Annotated in this window: 18 protein-coding genes; 9 read left to right on the top strand and 9 right to left on the bottom strand. The window is 54.7% G+C overall.

Annotated features, from left to right (window positions below):
* The first annotated feature begins 34 nt into the window (after window positions 1–34).
* From J4E05_RS12800 to J4E05_RS12825, 6 genes are all read left to right on the top strand, one after another.
* Window positions 35–925 carry a chorismate mutase gene (locus tag J4E05_RS12800; protein WP_085587020.1) on the top strand — a complete coding sequence of 297 codons (891 nt, stop codon included), beginning with the start codon at window positions 35–37 and terminating at the stop codon, window positions 923–925.
* Window positions 926–970: 45 nt separating this feature from the next.
* Window positions 971–2,068 carry a histidinol-phosphate transaminase gene (gene hisC / locus J4E05_RS12805; protein WP_085587021.1) on the top strand — a complete coding sequence of 366 codons (1,098 nt, stop codon included), beginning with the start codon at window positions 971–973 and terminating at the stop codon, window positions 2,066–2,068.
* 1 nt (window position 2,069) lies between these two features.
* Complete coding sequence (locus tag J4E05_RS12810; protein ID WP_349596146.1) at window positions 2,070–3,053, top strand: prephenate/arogenate dehydrogenase family protein; 984 nt, start codon at window positions 2,070–2,072, stop codon at window positions 3,051–3,053.
* A gap of 162 nt (window positions 3,054–3,215) precedes the next feature.
* On the top strand, window positions 3,216–4,106 hold the full coding sequence (locus tag J4E05_RS12815) for a DMT family transporter (RefSeq protein ID WP_349596148.1): 891 nt from the start codon (window positions 3,216–3,218) through the stop codon (window positions 4,104–4,106).
* 59 nt (window positions 4,107–4,165) lie between these two features.
* Window positions 4,166–4,735 carry a gamma-glutamylcyclotransferase gene (locus J4E05_RS12820; RefSeq protein WP_349596150.1) on the top strand — a complete coding sequence of 190 codons (570 nt, stop codon included), beginning with the start codon at window positions 4,166–4,168 and terminating at the stop codon, window positions 4,733–4,735.
* A 74-nt stretch (window positions 4,736–4,809) separates the two neighbouring features.
* Entirely contained in the window at window positions 4,810–5,769 is a 960-nt protein-coding gene (locus tag J4E05_RS12825) for a DMT family transporter (RefSeq protein WP_349596153.1), read from the top strand.
* 138 nt (window positions 5,770–5,907) lie between these two features.
* Here the strand turns inward: J4E05_RS12825 and J4E05_RS12830 are convergent, their stop codons facing one another.
* From J4E05_RS12830 to ftsE, 4 genes are all read right to left on the bottom strand, one after another.
* Window positions 5,908–6,708, bottom strand: a complete 801-nt coding sequence (locus J4E05_RS12830; protein ID WP_349596154.1) for a lysophospholipid acyltransferase family protein — start codon at window positions 6,706–6,708, stop codon at window positions 5,908–5,910.
* A gap of 124 nt (window positions 6,709–6,832) precedes the next feature.
* Window positions 6,833–7,651, bottom strand: a complete 819-nt coding sequence (locus J4E05_RS12835; protein WP_349596157.1) for a YdcF family protein — start codon at window positions 7,649–7,651, stop codon at window positions 6,833–6,835.
* Window positions 7,652–7,843: 192 nt separating this feature from the next.
* Complete coding sequence (locus J4E05_RS12840) at window positions 7,844–8,746, bottom strand: cell division protein FtsX (RefSeq protein WP_085587028.1); 903 nt, start codon at window positions 8,744–8,746, stop codon at window positions 7,844–7,846.
* Between the two features lie 53 nt (window positions 8,747–8,799).
* Complete coding sequence (ftsE, locus tag J4E05_RS12845) at window positions 8,800–9,483, bottom strand: cell division ATP-binding protein FtsE (RefSeq protein WP_085587029.1); 684 nt, start codon at window positions 9,481–9,483, stop codon at window positions 8,800–8,802.
* Window positions 9,484–9,880: 397 nt separating this feature from the next.
* Here ftsE and J4E05_RS12850 point away from each other — a divergent pair, with 397 nt between their 5' ends.
* Window positions 9,881–10,726, top strand: coding sequence for a zinc-ribbon domain-containing protein (locus J4E05_RS12850; protein WP_085587030.1), 846 nt, complete (start codon window positions 9,881–9,883; stop codon window positions 10,724–10,726).
* Window positions 10,727–11,094: 368 nt separating this feature from the next.
* On the opposite strand, the gene J4E05_RS12855 is transcribed toward J4E05_RS12850, so the two are convergent.
* The 4 genes from J4E05_RS12855 to argH all read right to left on the bottom strand — a co-directional run bounded on the left by J4E05_RS12855 (window position 11,095) and on the right by argH (window position 16,788).
* The gene (locus J4E05_RS12855; protein WP_349597572.1) at window positions 11,095–13,785 is read right to left on the bottom strand and encodes a DUF4175 domain-containing protein; all 2,691 of its coding nucleotides are present in this window, start codon (window positions 13,783–13,785) and stop codon (window positions 11,095–11,097) included.
* 170 nt (window positions 13,786–13,955) lie between these two features.
* Window positions 13,956–15,221, bottom strand: coding sequence for a diaminopimelate decarboxylase (lysA, locus tag J4E05_RS12860; protein WP_349596161.1), 1,266 nt, complete (start codon window positions 15,219–15,221; stop codon window positions 13,956–13,958).
* Window positions 15,218–15,376, bottom strand: a complete 159-nt coding sequence (gene lptM, locus J4E05_RS12865) for an LPS translocon maturation chaperone LptM (RefSeq protein WP_168184786.1) — start codon at window positions 15,374–15,376, stop codon at window positions 15,218–15,220. Before lptM ends, lysA begins: the two co-directional genes overlap by 4 nt.
* The gene (gene argH / locus J4E05_RS12870) at window positions 15,373–16,788 is read right to left on the bottom strand and encodes an argininosuccinate lyase (RefSeq protein ID WP_085587033.1); all 1,416 of its coding nucleotides are present in this window, start codon (window positions 16,786–16,788) and stop codon (window positions 15,373–15,375) included. Before argH ends, lptM begins: the two co-directional genes overlap by 4 nt.
* Window positions 16,789–16,821: 33 nt before the next feature.
* Between argH and J4E05_RS12875 the strand changes: the two genes are divergently transcribed.
* The gene (locus tag J4E05_RS12875; protein ID WP_349596165.1) at window positions 16,822–17,376 is read left to right on the top strand and encodes a TlpA disulfide reductase family protein; all 555 of its coding nucleotides are present in this window, start codon (window positions 16,822–16,824) and stop codon (window positions 17,374–17,376) included.
* 157 nt (window positions 17,377–17,533) lie between these two features.
* Here the strand turns inward: J4E05_RS12875 and J4E05_RS12880 are convergent, their stop codons facing one another.
* Window positions 17,534–18,322: an SDR family NAD(P)-dependent oxidoreductase gene (locus tag J4E05_RS12880; protein ID WP_349596167.1), complete on the bottom strand. Its 789-nt coding sequence runs from the start codon at window positions 18,320–18,322 to the stop codon at window positions 17,534–17,536.
* Window positions 18,323–18,421: 99 nt separating this feature from the next.
* Here J4E05_RS12880 and J4E05_RS12885 point away from each other — a divergent pair, with 99 nt between their 5' ends.
* Complete coding sequence (locus J4E05_RS12885) at window positions 18,422–19,045, top strand: TetR/AcrR family transcriptional regulator (protein ID WP_349596170.1); 624 nt, start codon at window positions 18,422–18,424, stop codon at window positions 19,043–19,045.
* The last annotated feature ends 1 nt before the right edge of the window (window position 19,046 follow it).

Here is a 19,046-nt window from a genome sequence, read left to right on the forward strand (position 1 = left end):
TAAAACTGAGCGCCGTTTGGCAAAAGAGTGGATCATGGCGCAAAACGACGAAAATTTGGCAAATCTTGACCTTAACGGGCTGCGGGCTGAAATCGACGAGATCGATCAGGCGATGCAGGCCCTGATCATTCGCCGTACCCGCGTGGTGCAGGCCGTTGGTGCGTTTAAGGACCGGCAAATTGCAGCGGGCAGCAAGGTACATGTGCCCTATCGCCCGGCGCGCGAAGCCCGCATCATGCGCACATTGGTGCGCCGCCACGAAGGGGCCTTTCCCAAAACCGCCCTTATCCAGATATGGCGGGAACTGATTGCGGCGGGCACCCGCCTGGAAGCGCCCTATACGGTGGCGCTGTGCCGGGATGCCGACGGGCAGGATTGCTGGGAACTGGCCAGGCTTAATTTTGGCTGCTTAAATGAAATTGTCGAATTTGACAGCCAGCTTGAAGCCATTCATGCGCTGGAAGACGGTCGGGCCGCCGTGGGTGTCTTTCCGGCCCCGGTTGCGGGGGAAGGCCATTCGTGGTGGCCGCTGATTTCAGCTGACAGTGCGGTCAGGGTGGTGTCAAAACTGCCTTTTGGCGGGCGCCCGGTGGGGCGTGGTGAAGATACCGAAGGGTTTGTTCTTGCCGCAATCGAGCTTGAGGAAAGCGGGGATGACCGCACCCTGTTTGTCGTAAAGGTTGATCAGCCCGGTGACGAGGCCACCTTGCGCAAAGATTTTGCCAAAGCCAGCCCCGGTTCGGCAATCCTTGGCGTTTTTACGCCAACAACTGAAAATCATGGTTTTGTCCTTGTTGATGTTGCCGGATTCCTTTGTAATCAGGGCGAAAATTTTCGACGCACCCTTTTGGACCATGGTTTGAAATGCGGTGACGTGCGGGTATTGGGTGCTTATGGCGTGCCTATCCCCGCTGACGAAATGTAAACGAACATACGAACATACGAACATACCCCCAGGGAGTTTCCTGTTATGACTGCGCCCACCCCCCGTCCCGGTATTCTTGATATTGCCCCCTATGTTGGTGGTAAATCCAGCAGTGCGGGTGCTGCCCGCGTGATCAAGCTTTCGTCAAACGAAGGCGCGCTTGGTCCCAGCCCCAGGGCCATCGAAGCCCTGCAAAAATCGGCAACCAAACTGCATCGATATCCTGATGGCGGGTGTGACCTTTTGCGCGCCAAACTGGCTGAAAAATACGACCTGGAATTTGATCAGATCGTATGCGGTGCTGGATCAGACGAACTGATTACGCTTTTGATCCGGGCTTATGCCGGGCCGGGCGACGAAGTGCTGTATTCACAGCATGGCTTCCTGATGTATCCGATTGCTGCCAAGGGTGTGGGGGCGGTGCCGGTTACCGCGGCTGAAACCAACATGACAGCCAGCGTTGACTCGATCCTGGCCGCCGTCACCGATAAAACCAAAATCGTTTTTGTTGCCAACCCCAATAACCCGACCGGGACCTATATTACCTCGGCCGAGGTTGCACGCCTGCGTGAGGGCCTGCGCGAAGATATTTTGCTGGTAGTGGATGCCGCCTATGCCGAATTCATGACCGGGCAGGAAGATTATACCGCCGGGGCCGAACTGGTGGCAAAGGGTGATAATACCGTCATGACACGCACCTTTTCCAAAATTTACGGTTTGGGTGGTATTCGTCTGGGCTGGTGTTATGCGCCGCCTGCCGTCGCCGATGTGTTGCAACGCCTGCGCAACCCGTTCAATGTCGGTTTGCCCTCACAGGAAGCCGGTGTTGCCGCCCTTGAGGATGACGATTTCGTCGATGCCTGTGTGCGCCATAACTCGGAAACGCGGGAATGGTTCCGCGAGGAAATCAACAAACTGGCCGATCTTAAGGCCCATCCGTCCTATGGCAATTTTGTCATGGTTGAATTCCCGGCAGAGGAAGGCAAAAACGCCGATGCCGCCAACGAATTCATGATGGCCCGTGGGGTGATCCCGCGCAAAATCGGCGCGTATGGTTTGCCGCAAATGTTGCGTATTTCCATCGGCACACAAGAAGAAATGCAGATATGTCTGCAAACAATCAAAGATTTTATAGCGAATTAAAATGACCAGTTCCGTATCGACGACCCCGCTGTTTGACAAAGTTGCATTCATTGGCATGGGCCTTATTGGTTCCTCGATGGCGCGCCGCATGATCCGCGACGGCCTGGCAGGTTCCATTAGCTGTGCTGTGCGTTCCGAAGCTACCCGTGACCGGGTTCTGGAACTGGGCATTGCCAATTACGCCTATTGCGACATCGAAAGCGCGGTCAAAGACGCGGACCTGGTGATGCTGTGCGTGCCGGTGGGCATTAACGAAACCATCGGCCAACAGCTTGAAGGCCACCTTAAACCGGGCTGCATTGTTTCCGATGTTGGCTCGGTTAAACAGGCGGTTATTCGCGATATTGCCCCGCATCTGGGCGAAGGGGTGCATTTCGTCCCCGGCCATCCGCTGGCCGGGACCGAACATTCCGGCCCCGATGCGGGCTTTCCCGAACTGTTTGAAGGACGCTGGTGCATTTTAACCCCTATCCCCGGCGTGCCCGATGAGGCCAATGCCAGGGTTCAGGCGCTGTGGGAGGCCTGCGGGATGCGGGTGGAATGCATGGATGCCAACCATCATGACCGTGTTTTGGGCATTACATCGCATTTGCCCCATTTGATCGCGTATACCATTGTTGGCACGGCAACCGACCTTGAAGACGCAATGCGCCAGGAAGTGATCAAGTTTTCAGCCACCGGGTTTCGCGACTTTACCCGTATTGCCGCGTCCGACCCGACCATGTGGCGCGATGTGTTTTTAAACAACCGGGAAGCCGTGCTGGAAGTTTTAGGCCGTTTTCAGGAAGATCTGATGGCCCTGCAACGTGCCATTCGCTGGGGCGAGGGCGACAAGCTGTTTGATCTGTTTTCGCGTACCCGTGAAATTCGCCGGGGCATTGTCGATGCCGGGCAGTATTTTACCAATTTCTCGGCCGAGGGCGAAGACCGCAAGTCTGATGAAAGTGGCAAAAGCAAAAAGCCCCAACCGGCAACGGACGCCTGAGTAACCTGAATTGAAAAGACCCGGCCGGTGTTAACGGCCCTTGAAGGTAATGCTTACCTTAAACGGGGCTGCTTGTTTCGGCGGGTCTTTTTTCACGATTAATGCCGTTTGGCAGCAAAAAGGCCGTGCCTGCAACGGTCTCGCCTGCAAGGAACCCCGCAAATGCCCGTACAAAACATATCGAGCCATCCGGCCTTTGCCCGGTTCATGCCGTTTGTGTTTGTGTTTTTGTGGAGCACGGGGTTTGTTGGTGCCAAATTTGGCCTGCCTTATGCCGAGCCGTTTACCTTTCTGTTGATCCGGTTTCTGGTGGTGATTGCCATTATGTTGCCGGTGGTGTGGCTGCTGCGTGCGCGCTGGCCCAAAACCCTGGCTGAAACCCTGCATATTGCCGTGGCCGGGATGCTGGTACATGGCATTTATCTGGGTGGGGTCTTTGCCGCTATTAATCATGGTTTGCCAGCGGGGCTGTCGGCACTGATTGTCGGCATGCAGCCGGTGTTAACCGCATCTGTGGTTGGGGCGTTGCTGGGCGAACGGGTTACAGCACGGCAATGGCTGGGGCTGGCTTTGGGGCTGGTTGGTGTGGGGCTGGTGCTTGGCCCTAAAATTGGCGATGGTTCCGGAATTACCGTTGTGGGTGTGTTGCTGGCCGTGGGCGCGTTGTTGGGGATGACGGCAGGGACGCTGTATCAAAAACGGTTTTGCACCGGCATGGATTTGCGCAGCGGTACGGTTATTCAATATAGTGCCGCCAGTGCCGTTGTTGCGATTGCGGCTTTTTCGCTTGAAACCCGCCATGTTGACTGGACGCTGGATTTTGTCCTGGTGATGGTGTGGCTGGTGCTGGTGCTTTCAATCGGGGCGATCATGCTGTTGATGGTGCTGATCAAACAGGGCGAGGCGACCCGGGTGGCCAGCATGTTTTATCTGGTGCCGCCCACGGCCGCCTTTTTTGCCTGGGTGCTGTTTGATGAACAGATTGGTGTTTTGGGCTTTGTCGGGTTTGGTGTTGCCGCCCTTGGGGTGGCAATGGTGATGTCGAAACGTTAGGGTCGGGGCCAGATCAAGCCAGCAAAATAGACAGACAGGCCAAAATCAGGAGGATGTGAATGACGGGCGAGGCGGGCCACGATGATAAATGGGTGTTTGGCTATGGTTCGCTGTTGTGGCGGCCCGGTTTCACCTGCGAGGAACGTGCCCAGGCGCTTTTGCGCGATTATCATCGATCCTTTTGCATCTATTCGCACCATTATCGCGGCACGCCGGAAAATCCGGGTCTGGTTCTGGGCCTGTCGGCCGGGGGTGAATGCCACGGCATGGCCTTTCGCGTCAAACCGGAAAACTGGCCGATGGTGAAGGCCTATCTTGATGAACGCGAACTGGTAACCAATACCTATATTCCGGCCGATGTTGATGTGGAACTGGCCGATGGCCGCCACGTTATTGCCCATACCTATGTGGCCGACCCGGCACACCCGCAATATGCGGGCAACCTGCCAATGCGCGAGGCGGCTGAAATTATTACCGCAGCCTATGGTAATGTCGGCCCTAATCTGGAATATCTTGAAAATACGGTTTGCCACCTTGATCAGATGGGCATTGTTGATCCGCCCTTGCATGATCTGATGGATCTGGTGCGTCGCGAATATGGACAATTAAATATGGGTGCAGGGATTTAACCCGGCCCAACAAATAATGAACCTTGCCCCGGCATATATCTGTGCGGGTTTGGGGCAGGTTCGGGGGGAACTTGATGTCTCAGGCAAATTCAACGGCGGGTAAAACACAGGCCGTTCCCGTGATTGCCTATATGCTCCTCATCGCCTGCGCGTTGATGTGGGGGTCCAACCATGTGGTGGCGCGCGGGGTGAATGCATCGGTGCCACTGGCGGCACTGGCTTTCTGGCGCTGGGTTGTCGCCCTTTTATTGTTACTGCCGGTTTGTATGGGCAAGGTCCGCCGTGACTGGCCACTGATCAGACAGGGCTGGAAACCGATATTCTGGATCGGCACCACCGGGACATTCATGTTCACCATTGCCATCTATCTGGCGGCATATAACACCACGGCGGTTAATACAGGCCTTTTGAATGCGACAACGCCAATCTGGGTGTTGCTGTTTGCAGCGTTATTGACGGCAGACAAACCCCGCATGACCCAATGGGTGGGCGTTCTGATTGCCGGTTTGGGAACTGCGGTGATCATTGCCAAGGGCGACATTAATGTTTTTCTGGAAATGAATTTTGTTTCCGGCGATTTGTTCGCCCTTATTTCGGCAATGATCTGGGCGGTTTATTCGATGCTACTGAAATATGCACCACGTGGCATTCACCCGTTTAGTCTGATTTTCGCCTCCATCGTGGTCGGGCTGGTTTATCTGACGCCGATTTATCTGTGGAGCATTCTGGTCAATGGTGACCCGTATTTTACCCGGTTGGACCCGGCCTGGCCCGACATGATCAAAATTGCCTATATCGGTGCCGGACCGGCCTTTTTGGGCTATTTGTTCTGGAACCGGGGGGTTGGCATGGTGGGGGCGGCCAATGCCGGTGTGTTTCTGTATTTGATGCCCGCCTTTGCCAGTGTGCTGGCCATTATTTTTCTCGGTGAAGAACTGCATTTATATCATTTGGGTGGTATCGCCCTGATTGCCGTGGGGATTTGGCGGGCCACCCGGCGTGTCCCCAAACCGGCACCGACGAAAACGGCCTGATTTTTACGCTGGCAGAACCATCAAATTCCATGCAAAAGGCCGGTCAGAATTTCTGACCGGCCTTTATGTTTTCGCCCGTTCTTGATGAAAATGCCCAAACGGGAATGATCGAAGCGCGACAGTGCCGCCTAAACCCGCCTAGGCCGTGGTTTGGGGGGCATTGGCGTCGGCATCTGTGTCGGTAATACCCGGTGTGGGGGGCGGTGCTGGCAGGTCAAATTCGATTTGGGCGATTTTTTCCAGTTCGCGCGTACGGTCATCGATGCGGGATTTAATTTCACGCATAAATGTTTTGCGATCCAGCCCCGGTTCCATCGGCGGCAAATATTCCAGCGTCACCTTGCCGCTATATTTCATAAATTTTGCCCGGCCCCAGAACATGCCGGAATTAAGGGCAACCGGGATCATGGGGACATCGGGGAAGGCCCGGTAAAGGGCATAAACACCGGGATGATAAGGGCGGTCCGATCCGGGCGGGGTGCGGGTTCCTTCGGGGAAAATCACCACGCGCGCACCGCGTTTCAACCCGGAATCAACCCCCTTGATCATGTCCTTAAGGGCCGATCCACCGGCAGAGCGATCCACCGGGATTTGCCCTGAATATTTTAAAAACAGGCCAAAGACGGGAATATCGATCAATTCCTTTTTCAGGATATAGGCCGGATCATGCAACAGGGTATGAAAGGTCAGTGTTTCCCATGCGGACTGGTGTTTGGATACCAGAATGCACGGTCCGTCGGGCAAATACTGGCCGCCGACAATGCGGGGTTCCAGCTTGACCGTAATTTTCAACAGCCACTGCACCCACATACACCAGAAACGACCGGTTTTTTGGGCAAATTTGGGGCCAAAAAACAAAAACGGCCACAGCACCAGGCATTCGACAGCTGTGCCGCCAAAAAACAGGATGTTGAAAATCAGGGCACGAATTGTGCTCATCTTTACGTCCTTCAAACCAAATTCATTGCGTTCTGGTCTTTTAGGGGGTTTTGGGGGCAATGTGAAATAAATGCTTCACATGTAATGCCCACCTGCGGTTTTGCCTGCCCCGTGCGTTTCGTTCTTATCCCTGCGGGCCGACAATGACGACGGAGGCATCGGTATTCGCATTGCGATTGCCCGGCTGCTTATAGGACTGCCTTTGGGGCTTAGTTTCGCCGCTAACCGCATTTAACGGGTTCGCCGCCGACAATTCGTTATTGTCGGGTATTTCGTCGGGAACCGGCGGCAGGCTTTGCCGTGTGGATGGAAACCATTCCAGCACCTTGTTGCGAAAGGCCGCAAACAGATATTTGTTATATTCGCTTGAAATAAGCGCCGCACTACCGGGCCAGCGCCACCAGTCGTTTACTTTGACATTTTCTGGGAACACGGGATGCGCGACAATTTCGACATCGGGCATCAGGTTGTGAAATTCCAGCAGCGAGCGCGGCATATGGTAGTTGGCCGTGACGATGCGCAGGCTGTGATAGCCTTGTTTGTAAACCCATGTGGCGGTTTCAATGGCATTGCCCCGTGTGTTTTCGGCGATATGCCCCAAAACAATACAGCAGGCAACCAGGTCGGGGTCGGCGTGGCCCGCACTTAGAAGTTCATCAACCTCGACGCCGCGATAAACCCCCGAAATAAACAGTTTTTGCGCCAGGTGACGGTTAAGCAGGCGTCGGCCTTCGCTTAGCCGTTCGCTGCCACCGGTTAACACAACAATTGCATCGGTTTTTTGATAGGGGTCAGGAACATGATCGGGGATTTGACCCACATACCAGAAAAAACCGGCACCCCATACCAGTGCCAGCATGATCAAGGTGGAAATGAGGAAACGCACACGGCGCGACCGCCGCCGGTTCTGGACCGAGCGTGGGGCTGTTCGGGTTCTCTTCATTCCGGGATGCCTTTGGCGGCGCCGGGGCGCAGGCGCATCGTTGGTCTCCCATTACATATCGCAAAGCGCGTCAATATCGATTCCGCAAATGACGCATACATTACGCACATTCAAGGTGGGGTTGTCTACCGGTGCAGGCAGGGTGAGCGGGCAAAGTGTAAGAGATAAAACAACATAAAATCAATGTTGTGGTTATAACATCCGCCGTAACACCTTCAGGACGGTGCGCTTTGCCGTTAACCATGCCACCGACGAAATGGCAACAGGAACGATCAGCACCAGAATAAAAAACAGCGGCAAATGCAGGGTGGCCGGAATTTGCCAGCCCGCACGTAACCCCAGATAACCAATCAAAAGCGATACCGGCAATGCAATGGCAATGCCGATCAGGCTGCCCAAAAAGGCCAGTCGCATGGTGTGGCGGGCAAATTGACCGGCAATATAACCATCAGGTGCGCCAATCAGATGCAGTAATTCAATGATCGATTTATGAATGGACAGGCCGGAGCGGGTAGCGAAAAATACCGATAACGTGGTGGCGGCAAACAAAACACCAATCAGCGCAAGCAGCGCCATTTCAACCGACACGGCGACATCGCTGATCCGTTCCAGCCAGATCCGGTGATCGTCGAGGACGGCTTCGGGCGCGGTTCTGGAAACCGTTGCTTCAAGCACATTAAAATCAAAGCCCGATGACGGGGTAATTTCAATGATGCGCGGTATGGGAAGATCGCTGATCATTTCATTGGGGCCAAGCCACGGTTCAAGCAGTTCAACCATTTTATCGGGGCTAAGTTCGGCTATGCGGGCAACACCGGGTTGGCCTGAAACAGCGGCAATAATGGTTTGAACCCGTTCTTCCAGGGCCGCTTCGCGTTGTTTTGGTTCGAGTTGCGACAGGCCCGTTGGGGGCACCTGAATGGTCAGGCTGCCGTCAATCTGGGTGGCCCAGCGACCAACGGTATCGTGCAATACAGCAAGGCCGACAATCGAAAATGTCAGCAACGCCACCATCAGCGCCACGATGCTGGGCAGGAACCTGCTTGAGGAGTCGTTTTCAAGCGGCAAATGCGAGGGACGGGAACGGAATGCCATAATGCCTGGGTATTTCCTGCTTTTTGTCTTGGTGTTTTGCGGTGTGGTCGCTGTTACGCCTGGGGCCGGTGGTCAAGGTCGTGAATGGTGCCACCTTCGAGCAGCCAGTGTTTATGTCCGAACCGCCTTATCAGGTGGCGGTTATGGGTGGCGATCAACACCGTGGTGCCCAGTTTGTTCAGTTCCTCGAACAGGTATAAAAGGCGCATGGCAATACGGTCATCGACATTGCCGGTTGGTTCGTCGGCCAGCAACAGGGCCGGGCGGCTGATGACAGCACGGGCAATGGCCACACGTTGCTGTTGCCCGCCCGAAAGCCGCGACGGGATGGCGTTGATCTGATCGCCCAGGCCGACCCATTCAAGCAATTCGGTTACGTTTTTGCGAATTTGCAAATCTTCAACCCCGGCCACGCGCAAGGGTAAAGCTACGTTTTCAAAGGTCGATAGATGGTTGATCAGGCGGAAATCCTGAAAGACGACGCCAATTTTACGTCGTATTGCCGGTAATTCATCGCGCGGGATGCGAATATTGTCGCGGCCAAAAATGCTGATTTCGCCGCGCGTCTGTCGTAATGCCAGATAAAGCAGACGCATCAGGGTGGATTTGCCAGCCCCGGATGCCCCGGTTAAAAAGTGAAAACTGCCGCGTGTCAGGGAAAAGTTCAGTTCACGCAGAACTTCCGGTCCCGATTCATAACGGACCCCGACATTGCGAAAACTGACGACATCGTTCACCTGCGTCCTCCTGACTGCGTTGTGGGCGGTGGTGCGTTTGGGCATGATCTGCCGCCAAACGACGCCACAGACCGGCTTATACCTGAAAATGCCTTAAAAATGCGTGGATATGCAAATGTGCGCATGGCGTTACCGGGCATGGCACTGTTTTAACATAAAAAATTATCAATCAAGGGTGTGTTTTATGGCAATGGTATGTGATCTTGAACGCAGTTTATACGCTGCTTTATCCAGCTTCTGTTATCTTTGCTTAACAGTCTGTTAAATCGGCGCTATTTACATATAGTATGAAGCGGCGAAAAGCGGGGGGTGTCCGTCGACCGTTTTTCCTGTATTCAATGGGTCCTGACCCTAGGTTCGGAATTCGAGCTGCTGACAGCTTTATGCCAGGTTTGCAATGATCATAACTTGCCCAGACTGCTCTAAAAAATATTCTGTAAAGGCCGAGTCTATCGGACCGAAAGGCAGAACTGTACGCTGTAAAAGTTGCGGTAACAGTTGGCATCAGGACCCTCCGGGGGCGAAACCTGCTGCGCCGGCTGCGCCTGCGCCCGCGCCGGTTTCATCTGCCGGTGACGAGGAAATGACACCACCCCCGTTTGCCCGCGATGGGGCCGCTGGGGGGGATTTTGGTGCGGGCCAGTATGACGGCGATGTCGATGCCGGTTTTGAAGGTGCGGACCGTATTCCCGATCCGCCGCCCTTTCCGCGTCAGCTCAATAGAAATGACGACCCGGCGCCCAAATCGAAAAAGGGCATTGTCGGCTGGATCCTGTTTTTGCTGATCATCATCGGGATTGGTGCCGGCGCCTATTTTGCCAAGGATGCCTTGATCAACGCCTGGCCGCCGATCGCCAAAATGTATGACATGGTTGGCCTGGATGTGCCCCATGTTGGCGAAGGTCTTGATATTAAGGAAATGCCGCCGACCCGTGAAGAAGAAGACGGCGTGGATGTTTTGGTGGTGCGCGCTGAAATCGTTAATATCAGTAAGGTTGACCGTTCGCTGCCCTATTTGCTGATCGAACTTCTTGATCCGCTTGACCGGGTGGTTCAGCGCAAAAAAGTTCCGTTGATTTATGATCAGCAGGCGGCACAGGTTGAACCGGGGATGCCCATTCAGGAACAGGTTTTGCCGGTAGGTAAGACATTGAATGTGGAAACCAAAATCCGCAAACCAAACCCGACAGCCACGCGCCTTCAGGTAACCTTCCTTGACCCGCGTGAAGCCGTTGAGCCTTAAGGCATTATCACCGGGTGATAATGCCGCCTGAAAGAATTGTGAAACGGGCAGTACCAGCGGGTGCTGCCCGTTTTGTTTGGCGGCGTATCTAGGGCTGTAACGTCAGGGCATAATGGTTACCCGGGCGCGATCGCGGTTTGCAAAAACTTATCGGGTAATTGGCCGGTAATGGCATCGGTCACTGGTGCAGAGGGGCGGGGTGTTGCGAATGTCGGGCACAGCTACACCGTATCGCCGGCATATCAGCTATTGAAGGCATTGCATCTTGCCGCAGTGTGCAGTAACGCGCAGGTTTCCTGCCCCGTTGGCATGCGTGGTTGTCGAGATGTGGGGCAGGCGGATGTTACCAGGTGCTTGGCCAATGGATGTTAAAACCGTTTTAGCAACCGGTCGATATAGTCATGTTCAAGTACCGGCCGGCCCGGCTCGCTGGAGCGCCGGCGCAGTTCCTGCAATATTTGCCAGGTTTTATTGAGTGTATCGGCATTGGGAATATGGGTGCCATTTTCGCCGTCCACCGGCCGTCCCAGCGGGTCACGCTGGCCCGGCTGGCCCAGTTCATCAAACATGGGCATCATTTTGCTTAGCCCTTCAAGCGCCTGGCCCAGGGCGCCAATACCTTCACGCAGGCTTTGCAGGGCGTTTTGTTGCTGTTGCAGGGCTTCATGCTGGCGACCATGGTCAAGGGCGTCAGAGGCGCGTTTCATGGCATCAATTGCACTTTTCAGGCCGCTGCTATTCCCGAAACGGTCAAAGGCGTTATTGTTGGTAAGGGAACCGGCATCGTCGGATAATTGCTGTTGGGTTTGTGCACGGTCCTGGCTGCTGGGCGCGTCATTGCTGCGCTGGTTAGCCTGGTCCATTAATTCCTGCTGGCGTCGGGCAAGGTCACGCATACCATCGAGCATCTGCCGAAGGGGTTGTGTGATGTCCTGTCCTTTGCCGTCGCTGCTGACCTGCATGTTTTCAACCAGCTGGCGCAACTGGTCGATCAGGTCGCGGGCTTCGTTGCGTGCCCCCGACCGCATCAGCGCCCCGATCTGGTCAATGACGCGCGAGAGATCCTGTTGTTCAATCATCTGGCCGTGCGGCGCATTTTCCGGGCGCATCGGGGCATCTTTTTGCGCCAGTGCGGCCATATATTCGTTTAAGGCCTGACGATAACGTTCGATCAGGTCGGAAATTTCCTGTTCGCCGATGTCCGGGTTTGACAGGGCATCCAGCAGTTTTTCTTCGGCTTCGATCAGGTTGCGTTCGGCCAGGCCATAATGGCCACGTTCAATTTCCTCGGCAATGTGCCACAAAAGATCGCCGACATTCTGGTGATAGGCAATATCGTCAAGGTGGGCCGATAACCGTGCTGTTGCCACCGAAAGGCCCAGAAAGACCCCAATATCGCCGCCATATGCCTGGGGCGCGTTTAACACCGGGTACAGGCTGTTGCGCAGGTCGCGTGCCTGGTCGGGATAACGCAGTAAAAGTTTACGAATATCAATCAGCTTGCGAGCAACCGGATGGGTGAATTCTCGTTCGGGTAATACCAGCGACTGTATTTCGCTTTTGGCAGTTTGGCCGAAATTATCGGTAGCGACGAGTTGCAGGTTTACCGGCAACCCGGCCCAGGCATGCGCAACCAGATTCAAAAAATAAGGCCCATGCAGGTTGTTAACGGATACGGGCGCATCGTTGGTTGCACTATCCGGTGTTGTTTCTGGTGTGTTATCATCAGCGCCATCGTTAACCGGACCGTTTTCTGCGTAATTTTCGCGCTGATTTTTAGCAGATGATCCGTCGGTCCCACCGGTCAGGTTGATGGTAATAGGCTCGATTTTGCCATAGACCGAAGCCGCAGTGGCTTCAAGGCGCGGGCTGACAATTAAGTTTAGCGTGCGAATGCCGTAATCGTCATTTGCAATGTAATCCAGGCGGACATGATCGCGTTTTGTGGTTGTGGGGGGCGCAACAAAAGCCAGAACCGGCGGAATATCGGCAACAATATCAACCTGCATTCGTAACCGGCTGGTACCCCAGACCGTAATGTTCCATTCGCCGGGCTGATCCAGCAATGTTGAAACGGAATAACTGTTGTTTTCGCTGTTTCCAAGCGGCCGTTTGTGGCCATCAGGGGCGATAAGGGTGGGTTGCCATGCACTGGTGATGCTGCCTGCCAGAATGGTGCCTGCCGGAACACGTAACTGCACCGGCTGGTTTTCATCGCTGGCGTCGCTACTGGTGCCATCACGCTCTGCCGTTTCGTTTGTATTTTGCCCTGATTTGTCCGCGCCAGGTGTTTCTGACCCTGGATCAGGTCGGGTTAAAACACTGCTGCTGCCATTCCATGTGGCACTGGTTCGCCCGGTACCTTCGTTTGGGGCTGTGGTGCCCAGACCATTATTTGACGCGGTAAAATAGGTGATGGCACCTTCATGTCCCGGGTTAATAACACGGGGGATTTTGCCGGTATAGGCAGGCGGTGTTACCCACAAACTGGTGGAAAAAGCAGCCCCGCTTAACCGGCTAAGCGGGTCCAGTGCTGTTGAAAGGCGGTCGCCGTATTTGCCATGTGCCACCATCACACCCACGAAAAGCAGCAATACCGGGATCACGGCCAGCCCGAACGGGTCGTGCCTGGCCAGTACCGGACGGGGACGAGGCAGGTGCAAATGGCCGGTTTTGGTTTCGTTGGCGCGCAGCTGGCGTTGCCACAAATAGGTTGTCAGGGCGTCGTCCGATGCGGCAATGCCATCGGTCTGGCTTTGCAGGGGGGTGTGGTAGAGGTTGTTTTCGGCCTCTATCCGCGCCATGACCTGAATGGCGGGGGGGGATTTAAGGGCGCGCCATGCAAAAACACCAAAAACACCCAGCCCGATAATCGCAAGCCCCAACAGGCATAAATGAACGATCGGTGGTAACTGGTTAATAACGCCGGTCAGGGCCAGGCCAACGAAACTGGCAATAATCGCCAAAACGGGGATCAGGCGTGGCCACACCCGTTCCCACGTCAAAACAAGACGGGCGATTTTTAGCCGACGTTCCAGCCGGGCGGATGTGATCAACATATTCACGCAAACGGCCCTGTGGTGGATCTTGTTATCAGTTTGGACGTGCAATGCTTAAGGTCAAGCAAAGACCGCGTGATCAGGGACAAAAAAAGGGCCGCGACGCGCGCGACCCTGTTCGATATTGGCCCAGGGGCCGTTTTGGGGCAACTCCCCGCAATGCGGCGAAATTAATCCAGCCAGCCCGGAATTTTGTCCAGTCCGATCAATTCATCAATTGACTGGCGTTCGCGGATAACGGCGAATTTATCGCCGCTAACCAGAACTTCGGGTGTCAGCGCACGGGTGTTATAGGTCGACGACATGACCGCGCCATAAGCCCCTGCCGAACAGATCGCAACAAGATCCCCCGGTTGCAGGTTATCGGGCAGTTTGCGGTCTTTGCCAAAGGTATCACCGGTTTCGCAAATCGGGCCAACCACGTCCATCAACGCCATTTTGTCATCATCGCCGGCTTCATTAACGGCAATGATTTCGTGATAGGCGTTATACAATGTCGGACGGATCAAATCGTTCATGGCGGCATCAAGGATGGCAAAGCGTTTGGCTTCGCCGTCTTTGATATACATGACGCGCGAAACAAGAATACCGGCATTGCCCACAATCAAACGGCCCGGTTCCAGGGTGATGTGGCAACCAAGATGCCCCACCGTTTCACGCACCATCTGGCCATAGGCTTCGGGCAGGGGCGGTGTTTCGCCCTGATAGGCAATGCCAAGCCCGCCGCCAAGGTCGAGGTTTTTAATATCGATACCATATGTCCGTAATTCCTCGACCATGCCAGCCAGGCGGGTGAAGGCCTCGCGGAACGGGGTCAGGTCGGTCAATTGCGAACCGATATGCATGGCAATACCGGTAATTTCGATACCATCCATTTTGGCGGCATCGCGGTAAACCTCAATCGCGCGGGTCCAGTCGATGCCAAATTTGTTTTCGGCCTTGCCCGTGGCGATTTTTTCGTGGGTTTTGGCATCGACATGCGGGTTGATGCGCAATGCAATGCGGGCCTTTTTGCCCATATCCAATGCCACGCGGTTCAATTCGACCAGTTCAGGGATTGATTCGACATTGATTTGCGCAATGTTGGCATCCAGTGCTTCGCGCATTTCGGCATCGGCCTTGCCCACACCCGAAAAAATCACCTTTGACGGAGCGACGCCCGCGCGAAGGGCACGGCGCATTTCCCCCACCGAAACCACATCGGCCCCGGCCCCCAATTTGGCAAGGGTCCTGATCACGGCCTGGTTTGAATTGGCCTTAAGCGCATAACAAACCGTGGCATCCAGCCTGTCAAACGCGCTGGCATACACCTTGTAATGGCGTTCCAGGGTTGCGGTGGAATAGCAATAAAACGGGGTGCCGACCTGGTCGGCCAGTTCCGGTATCGAAACGCCTTCGGCGTTCAGAACACCATCAACATACTCAAAATGGTTCATTGGCTGGGATAGCTCCGCGGGTAATCTTTGCCAGCATCTGTTGGCGGTACGGGCGGGCCTTTTTTGCCACAGGCGGCAACGGCCAGGCCCATGGTCACTGCCAGCGCCAAGATCAGCGCACGCGTGCCATGGCGGGTTATCGTGTGATTTTTCATTTCAAAAACCTTTCCTTTGCCGCGGCAACGGATTCGCGAACACGTTCCGGGGCCGTGCCGCCAAAACTTTTGCGGGCGGCAACCGATGCTTCCACGGTCAACACATCAAAAACCGCGCTGGTGATTTTCGGCTCGATTTTCTGCAGTTCTTCCAGCGGCAGCTGGTCCAGGTCGCAGCCCATGGTTTCGGCCAGTTTCACAGTTGCCCCAACGACATGGTGTGCATCGCGGAACGGCATGCCCAGTTCGGTCACCAGCCAGTCGGCAAGGTCGGTTGCGGTGATGTAACCGGCCCCGGCAGCCTTGCGCATGTTATCGGCAAACACTTTCATATCGGCGACCATGCCGGTCATGGCCGCAACGCACAGGCCCAAATGGTCATGGGCAAAGAAAACCGGTTCCTTGTCTTCCTGCATGTCCTTGGAATAGGCCAGCGGCAGGCCTTTCATCGACAGCATCAGCGAATTATAGCAGCCCACAATCCGGCCAATTTTGGAGCGGATCAGCTCGGCGGCATCGGGGTTGCGTTTTTGCGGCATGATCGATGAACCGGTCGAAAATTTATCGGACATGCCAACAAATTTGAACTGGGCCGAACACCAGATCACCATTTCCTCGGCCAGGCGCGACAGATGCATGGCGGTAATGGAGGCCACATTGAGATATTCCAGCGCAAAATCACGGTCTGACACGGCATCGAGCGAATTGGCTGCCGGGCGGTCAAACCCCATCGTTTCCGATGTCAGGTGCCGGTCAATCGGGTAGGGCGTACCGGCCAGGGCGGCAGAGCCCAGCGGGTTTTCGTTCATTCGAACCTTGCAGTCGGCGACGCGAGAGCGGTCGCGGCCAAACATTTCAACATAGGCCAGCATATGGTGGCCAAATGTTACCGGCTGCGCGGCCTGCAAATGGGTAAAGCCCGGCATTACGGTATCGATGTTTTTTTCTGCCTGACCAATCAGGGCTTCCTGCAACCCGGCAAGGCCTGCTTCAAGGTCATTCAAGGCAACGTCACGCACCCACAGTTTGAAATCGGTGGCAACCTGGTCATTCCGCGACCGGCCGGTATGCAGGCGGCCTGCTGCCGGACCGATCAGGTCGCGCAGGCGACTTTCGACATTCATGTGAATATCTTCAAGGGCGGTCGAAAACACGAAATGGCCGCTCTCGATTTCTTGAAGAATGCGGTCTAGACCTTCGATGATTTTCTCGCCATCCTCAGCCGGAATAATGTTTTGTTTGACCAACATGGCACAATGGGCCTTTGATCCCTGAATGTCCTGGGCATACAGGCGTTTATCAAACCCGATTGAGGCATTGATTTCTTCCATGATTGCGGAAGGGCCTGCTTCAAAGCGACCGCCCCACAAGGCGTTGGCGTTTTTCGGGTTGGCAGAAGTCTGGTCGGTCATGTTGTTTTCGCTTTGGTCTGAAAGGTGTGTGTTGTGAAGGCGCTGCTTCAATATATAAAACTTGGCGTGATTGTCGCCATATCCGCCATTTATGCAAGCCCTGCCTTTGCCAATGTGGCTGTCCCTGATCAACTTTCCAAACTTGATAGCGCAACACATGCTGGGCCACTGCCCGATAAAACCGAATTTAGCGACGAAAACGGCAATATCCATGACCTGAAAGGGTTCAAGGGCACGGTGATGCTGGTCAATTTATGGGCGACATGGTGTGCGCCGTGCGTGCGCGAAATGCCGGATCTGAACGATCTGGCCGATAAAATGGCCGATAAACCGTTTCGCGTGATTGCGATTAGCCAAGATCGCGGCGGTGCCAAGGATGTGCAGGCGTTTTTCGACGAAAACGATATTCATAACCTTGATGTTGCCCTTGACCCCAAAGGCGCGCTTGCGCGCTCGTTCAAGGTGCGCGGCCTGCCAACCAGCATTCTGATCGGTAAAGATGGCAATGTGATTGGCTATGTCGAAGGGGTGGCACCGTGGGCCGATCCGGCGATTATCAAGTATTTCACCGATCTGACAAACGACTGATTGGCGCTTGGTATCGCGTGCCTGTTGCGCGGGGCCAATGAACCGGCCGGATCTGGTTTATCTGTGAATTGCAAGCACCGGCCCCTCGTTGCCCGCCATGTGTAATGGCAGGCAATATGGGACCGGTGCTGGTTATTATCAAAGGGCAGGGATGGATTTATGCCTGATAACGTGGTGCGGCTTGCCCGTTAAGCAAATGCGGCAGCATTGCTTTGCGGGCATCTTCCAGGGTCAGCCATAAATTTTCGTCGTGCAGGGGGGGAATGGTGATGGTTTCGCCTTTGTCAAAACCGGCAAGGGCGGCATCAACCAGTTCGTTCACATCCATCACGCCATCAAGGTCGTTAACATTGCGGCCTGAACGTTCCCATATTTCAGTACGGGTGGCTGCGGGCAACACAGCCTGAACATGCACACCGGTTGCAGCCAGTTCAATATTCATTGCGTGCGACAGGGCGATAACAAAGGATTTGGTTGCCCCGTAATAGCCCAGCGGTAATTCCGGGGCCAGCCCGACGACGGACGCGATATTGATAATTGCCCCGGCTTTGTTTTCAACAAAACGCGGAATAACGGCAGCACTAAGCTGGCTTAAGGCTGTTACATTTAACGTAATCAGGTTGCGGATTTCAGCAGACGTCGCATCCGTGAAACCGCCATGGGCAGCCATACCGGCATTGTTCACCAGAATGCCAAGATTGGGCAGGCTGGCAAGCCGGTCTTCAACTTTTGCAAGGTCCGCAGCATCGGTCAAATCGGCAACAAGAATATCGACCTTTACACCGGTTTCGACCCGCAGGCGTTCAGCCAGGGCATTAAGGCGTTGTTCGTTGCGGGCAATAATCAGCAAATCATGGCCACGTTTGGCAAAACGGTCGGCATAGGTGGCACCGATGCCGGTGGACGCACCGGTAATGGCAACCGTACTTTTATTTGACTGCGACATAGGAAATTCTCCGGATTTTTGCAGGGCATCGCCCTTGCCTGTTCATGTATATTTCCTTATGATGATGACTAACATTATTAGAGTCAACAGGAGGTTTTCATGAAGCTGTCGCAAAGCCAGGTAGACGCCAATCGTCGCCGTATTCTGGCCGCCGCAGCCTGCCTGTTTCGACAGCATGGTATTTCCGGGGTTTCGGTAAATGATGTGATGAAGGCCGCCGGAATGACTCATGGCGGGTTTTATAACCATTTCAAATCAAAGGATGATTTGGTGCAGGCCTCCCTGGGGATGCCAAATGACCAGTTGGTCGATGACGGCATTTCGGCACAGGATTTTTCAGATTTGTATCTCAGCCGCCGGCATCGCGACCATGTTGATCACTCTTGCGTGTTCTCGTCACTTGGTACGGAACTGGTGCGCGGCAATGAAGGTTTGCGGCGCGATTTAACCCACAATTTGCACCATTTTGTTGCGCAAATGGCCCGGCCAAAATTTGGCGGGGACAATATTCAGCCCGGAATTGATGGTAACGTGGATGCTGATGCAGCCGATGACCGCGAGGTGGCGATTGCCAATGTTGCCACCCTGATCGGCTCGGTCATTATGGCCCGCATCGCCGATGATCCGCAATTTTCTGACGAGATACTGGCCGCTGGCCGCAAGCGGCTTGGCCTGGCACCGCTTGATAATGCCAAAACCGCGATCACCCCGTCATCTGTCTGAC

It is taken from the genome of Thalassospira sp. NFXS8, assembly GCF_040148805.1.
GTDB lineage: Bacteria > Pseudomonadota > Alphaproteobacteria > Rhodospirillales > Thalassospiraceae > Thalassospira.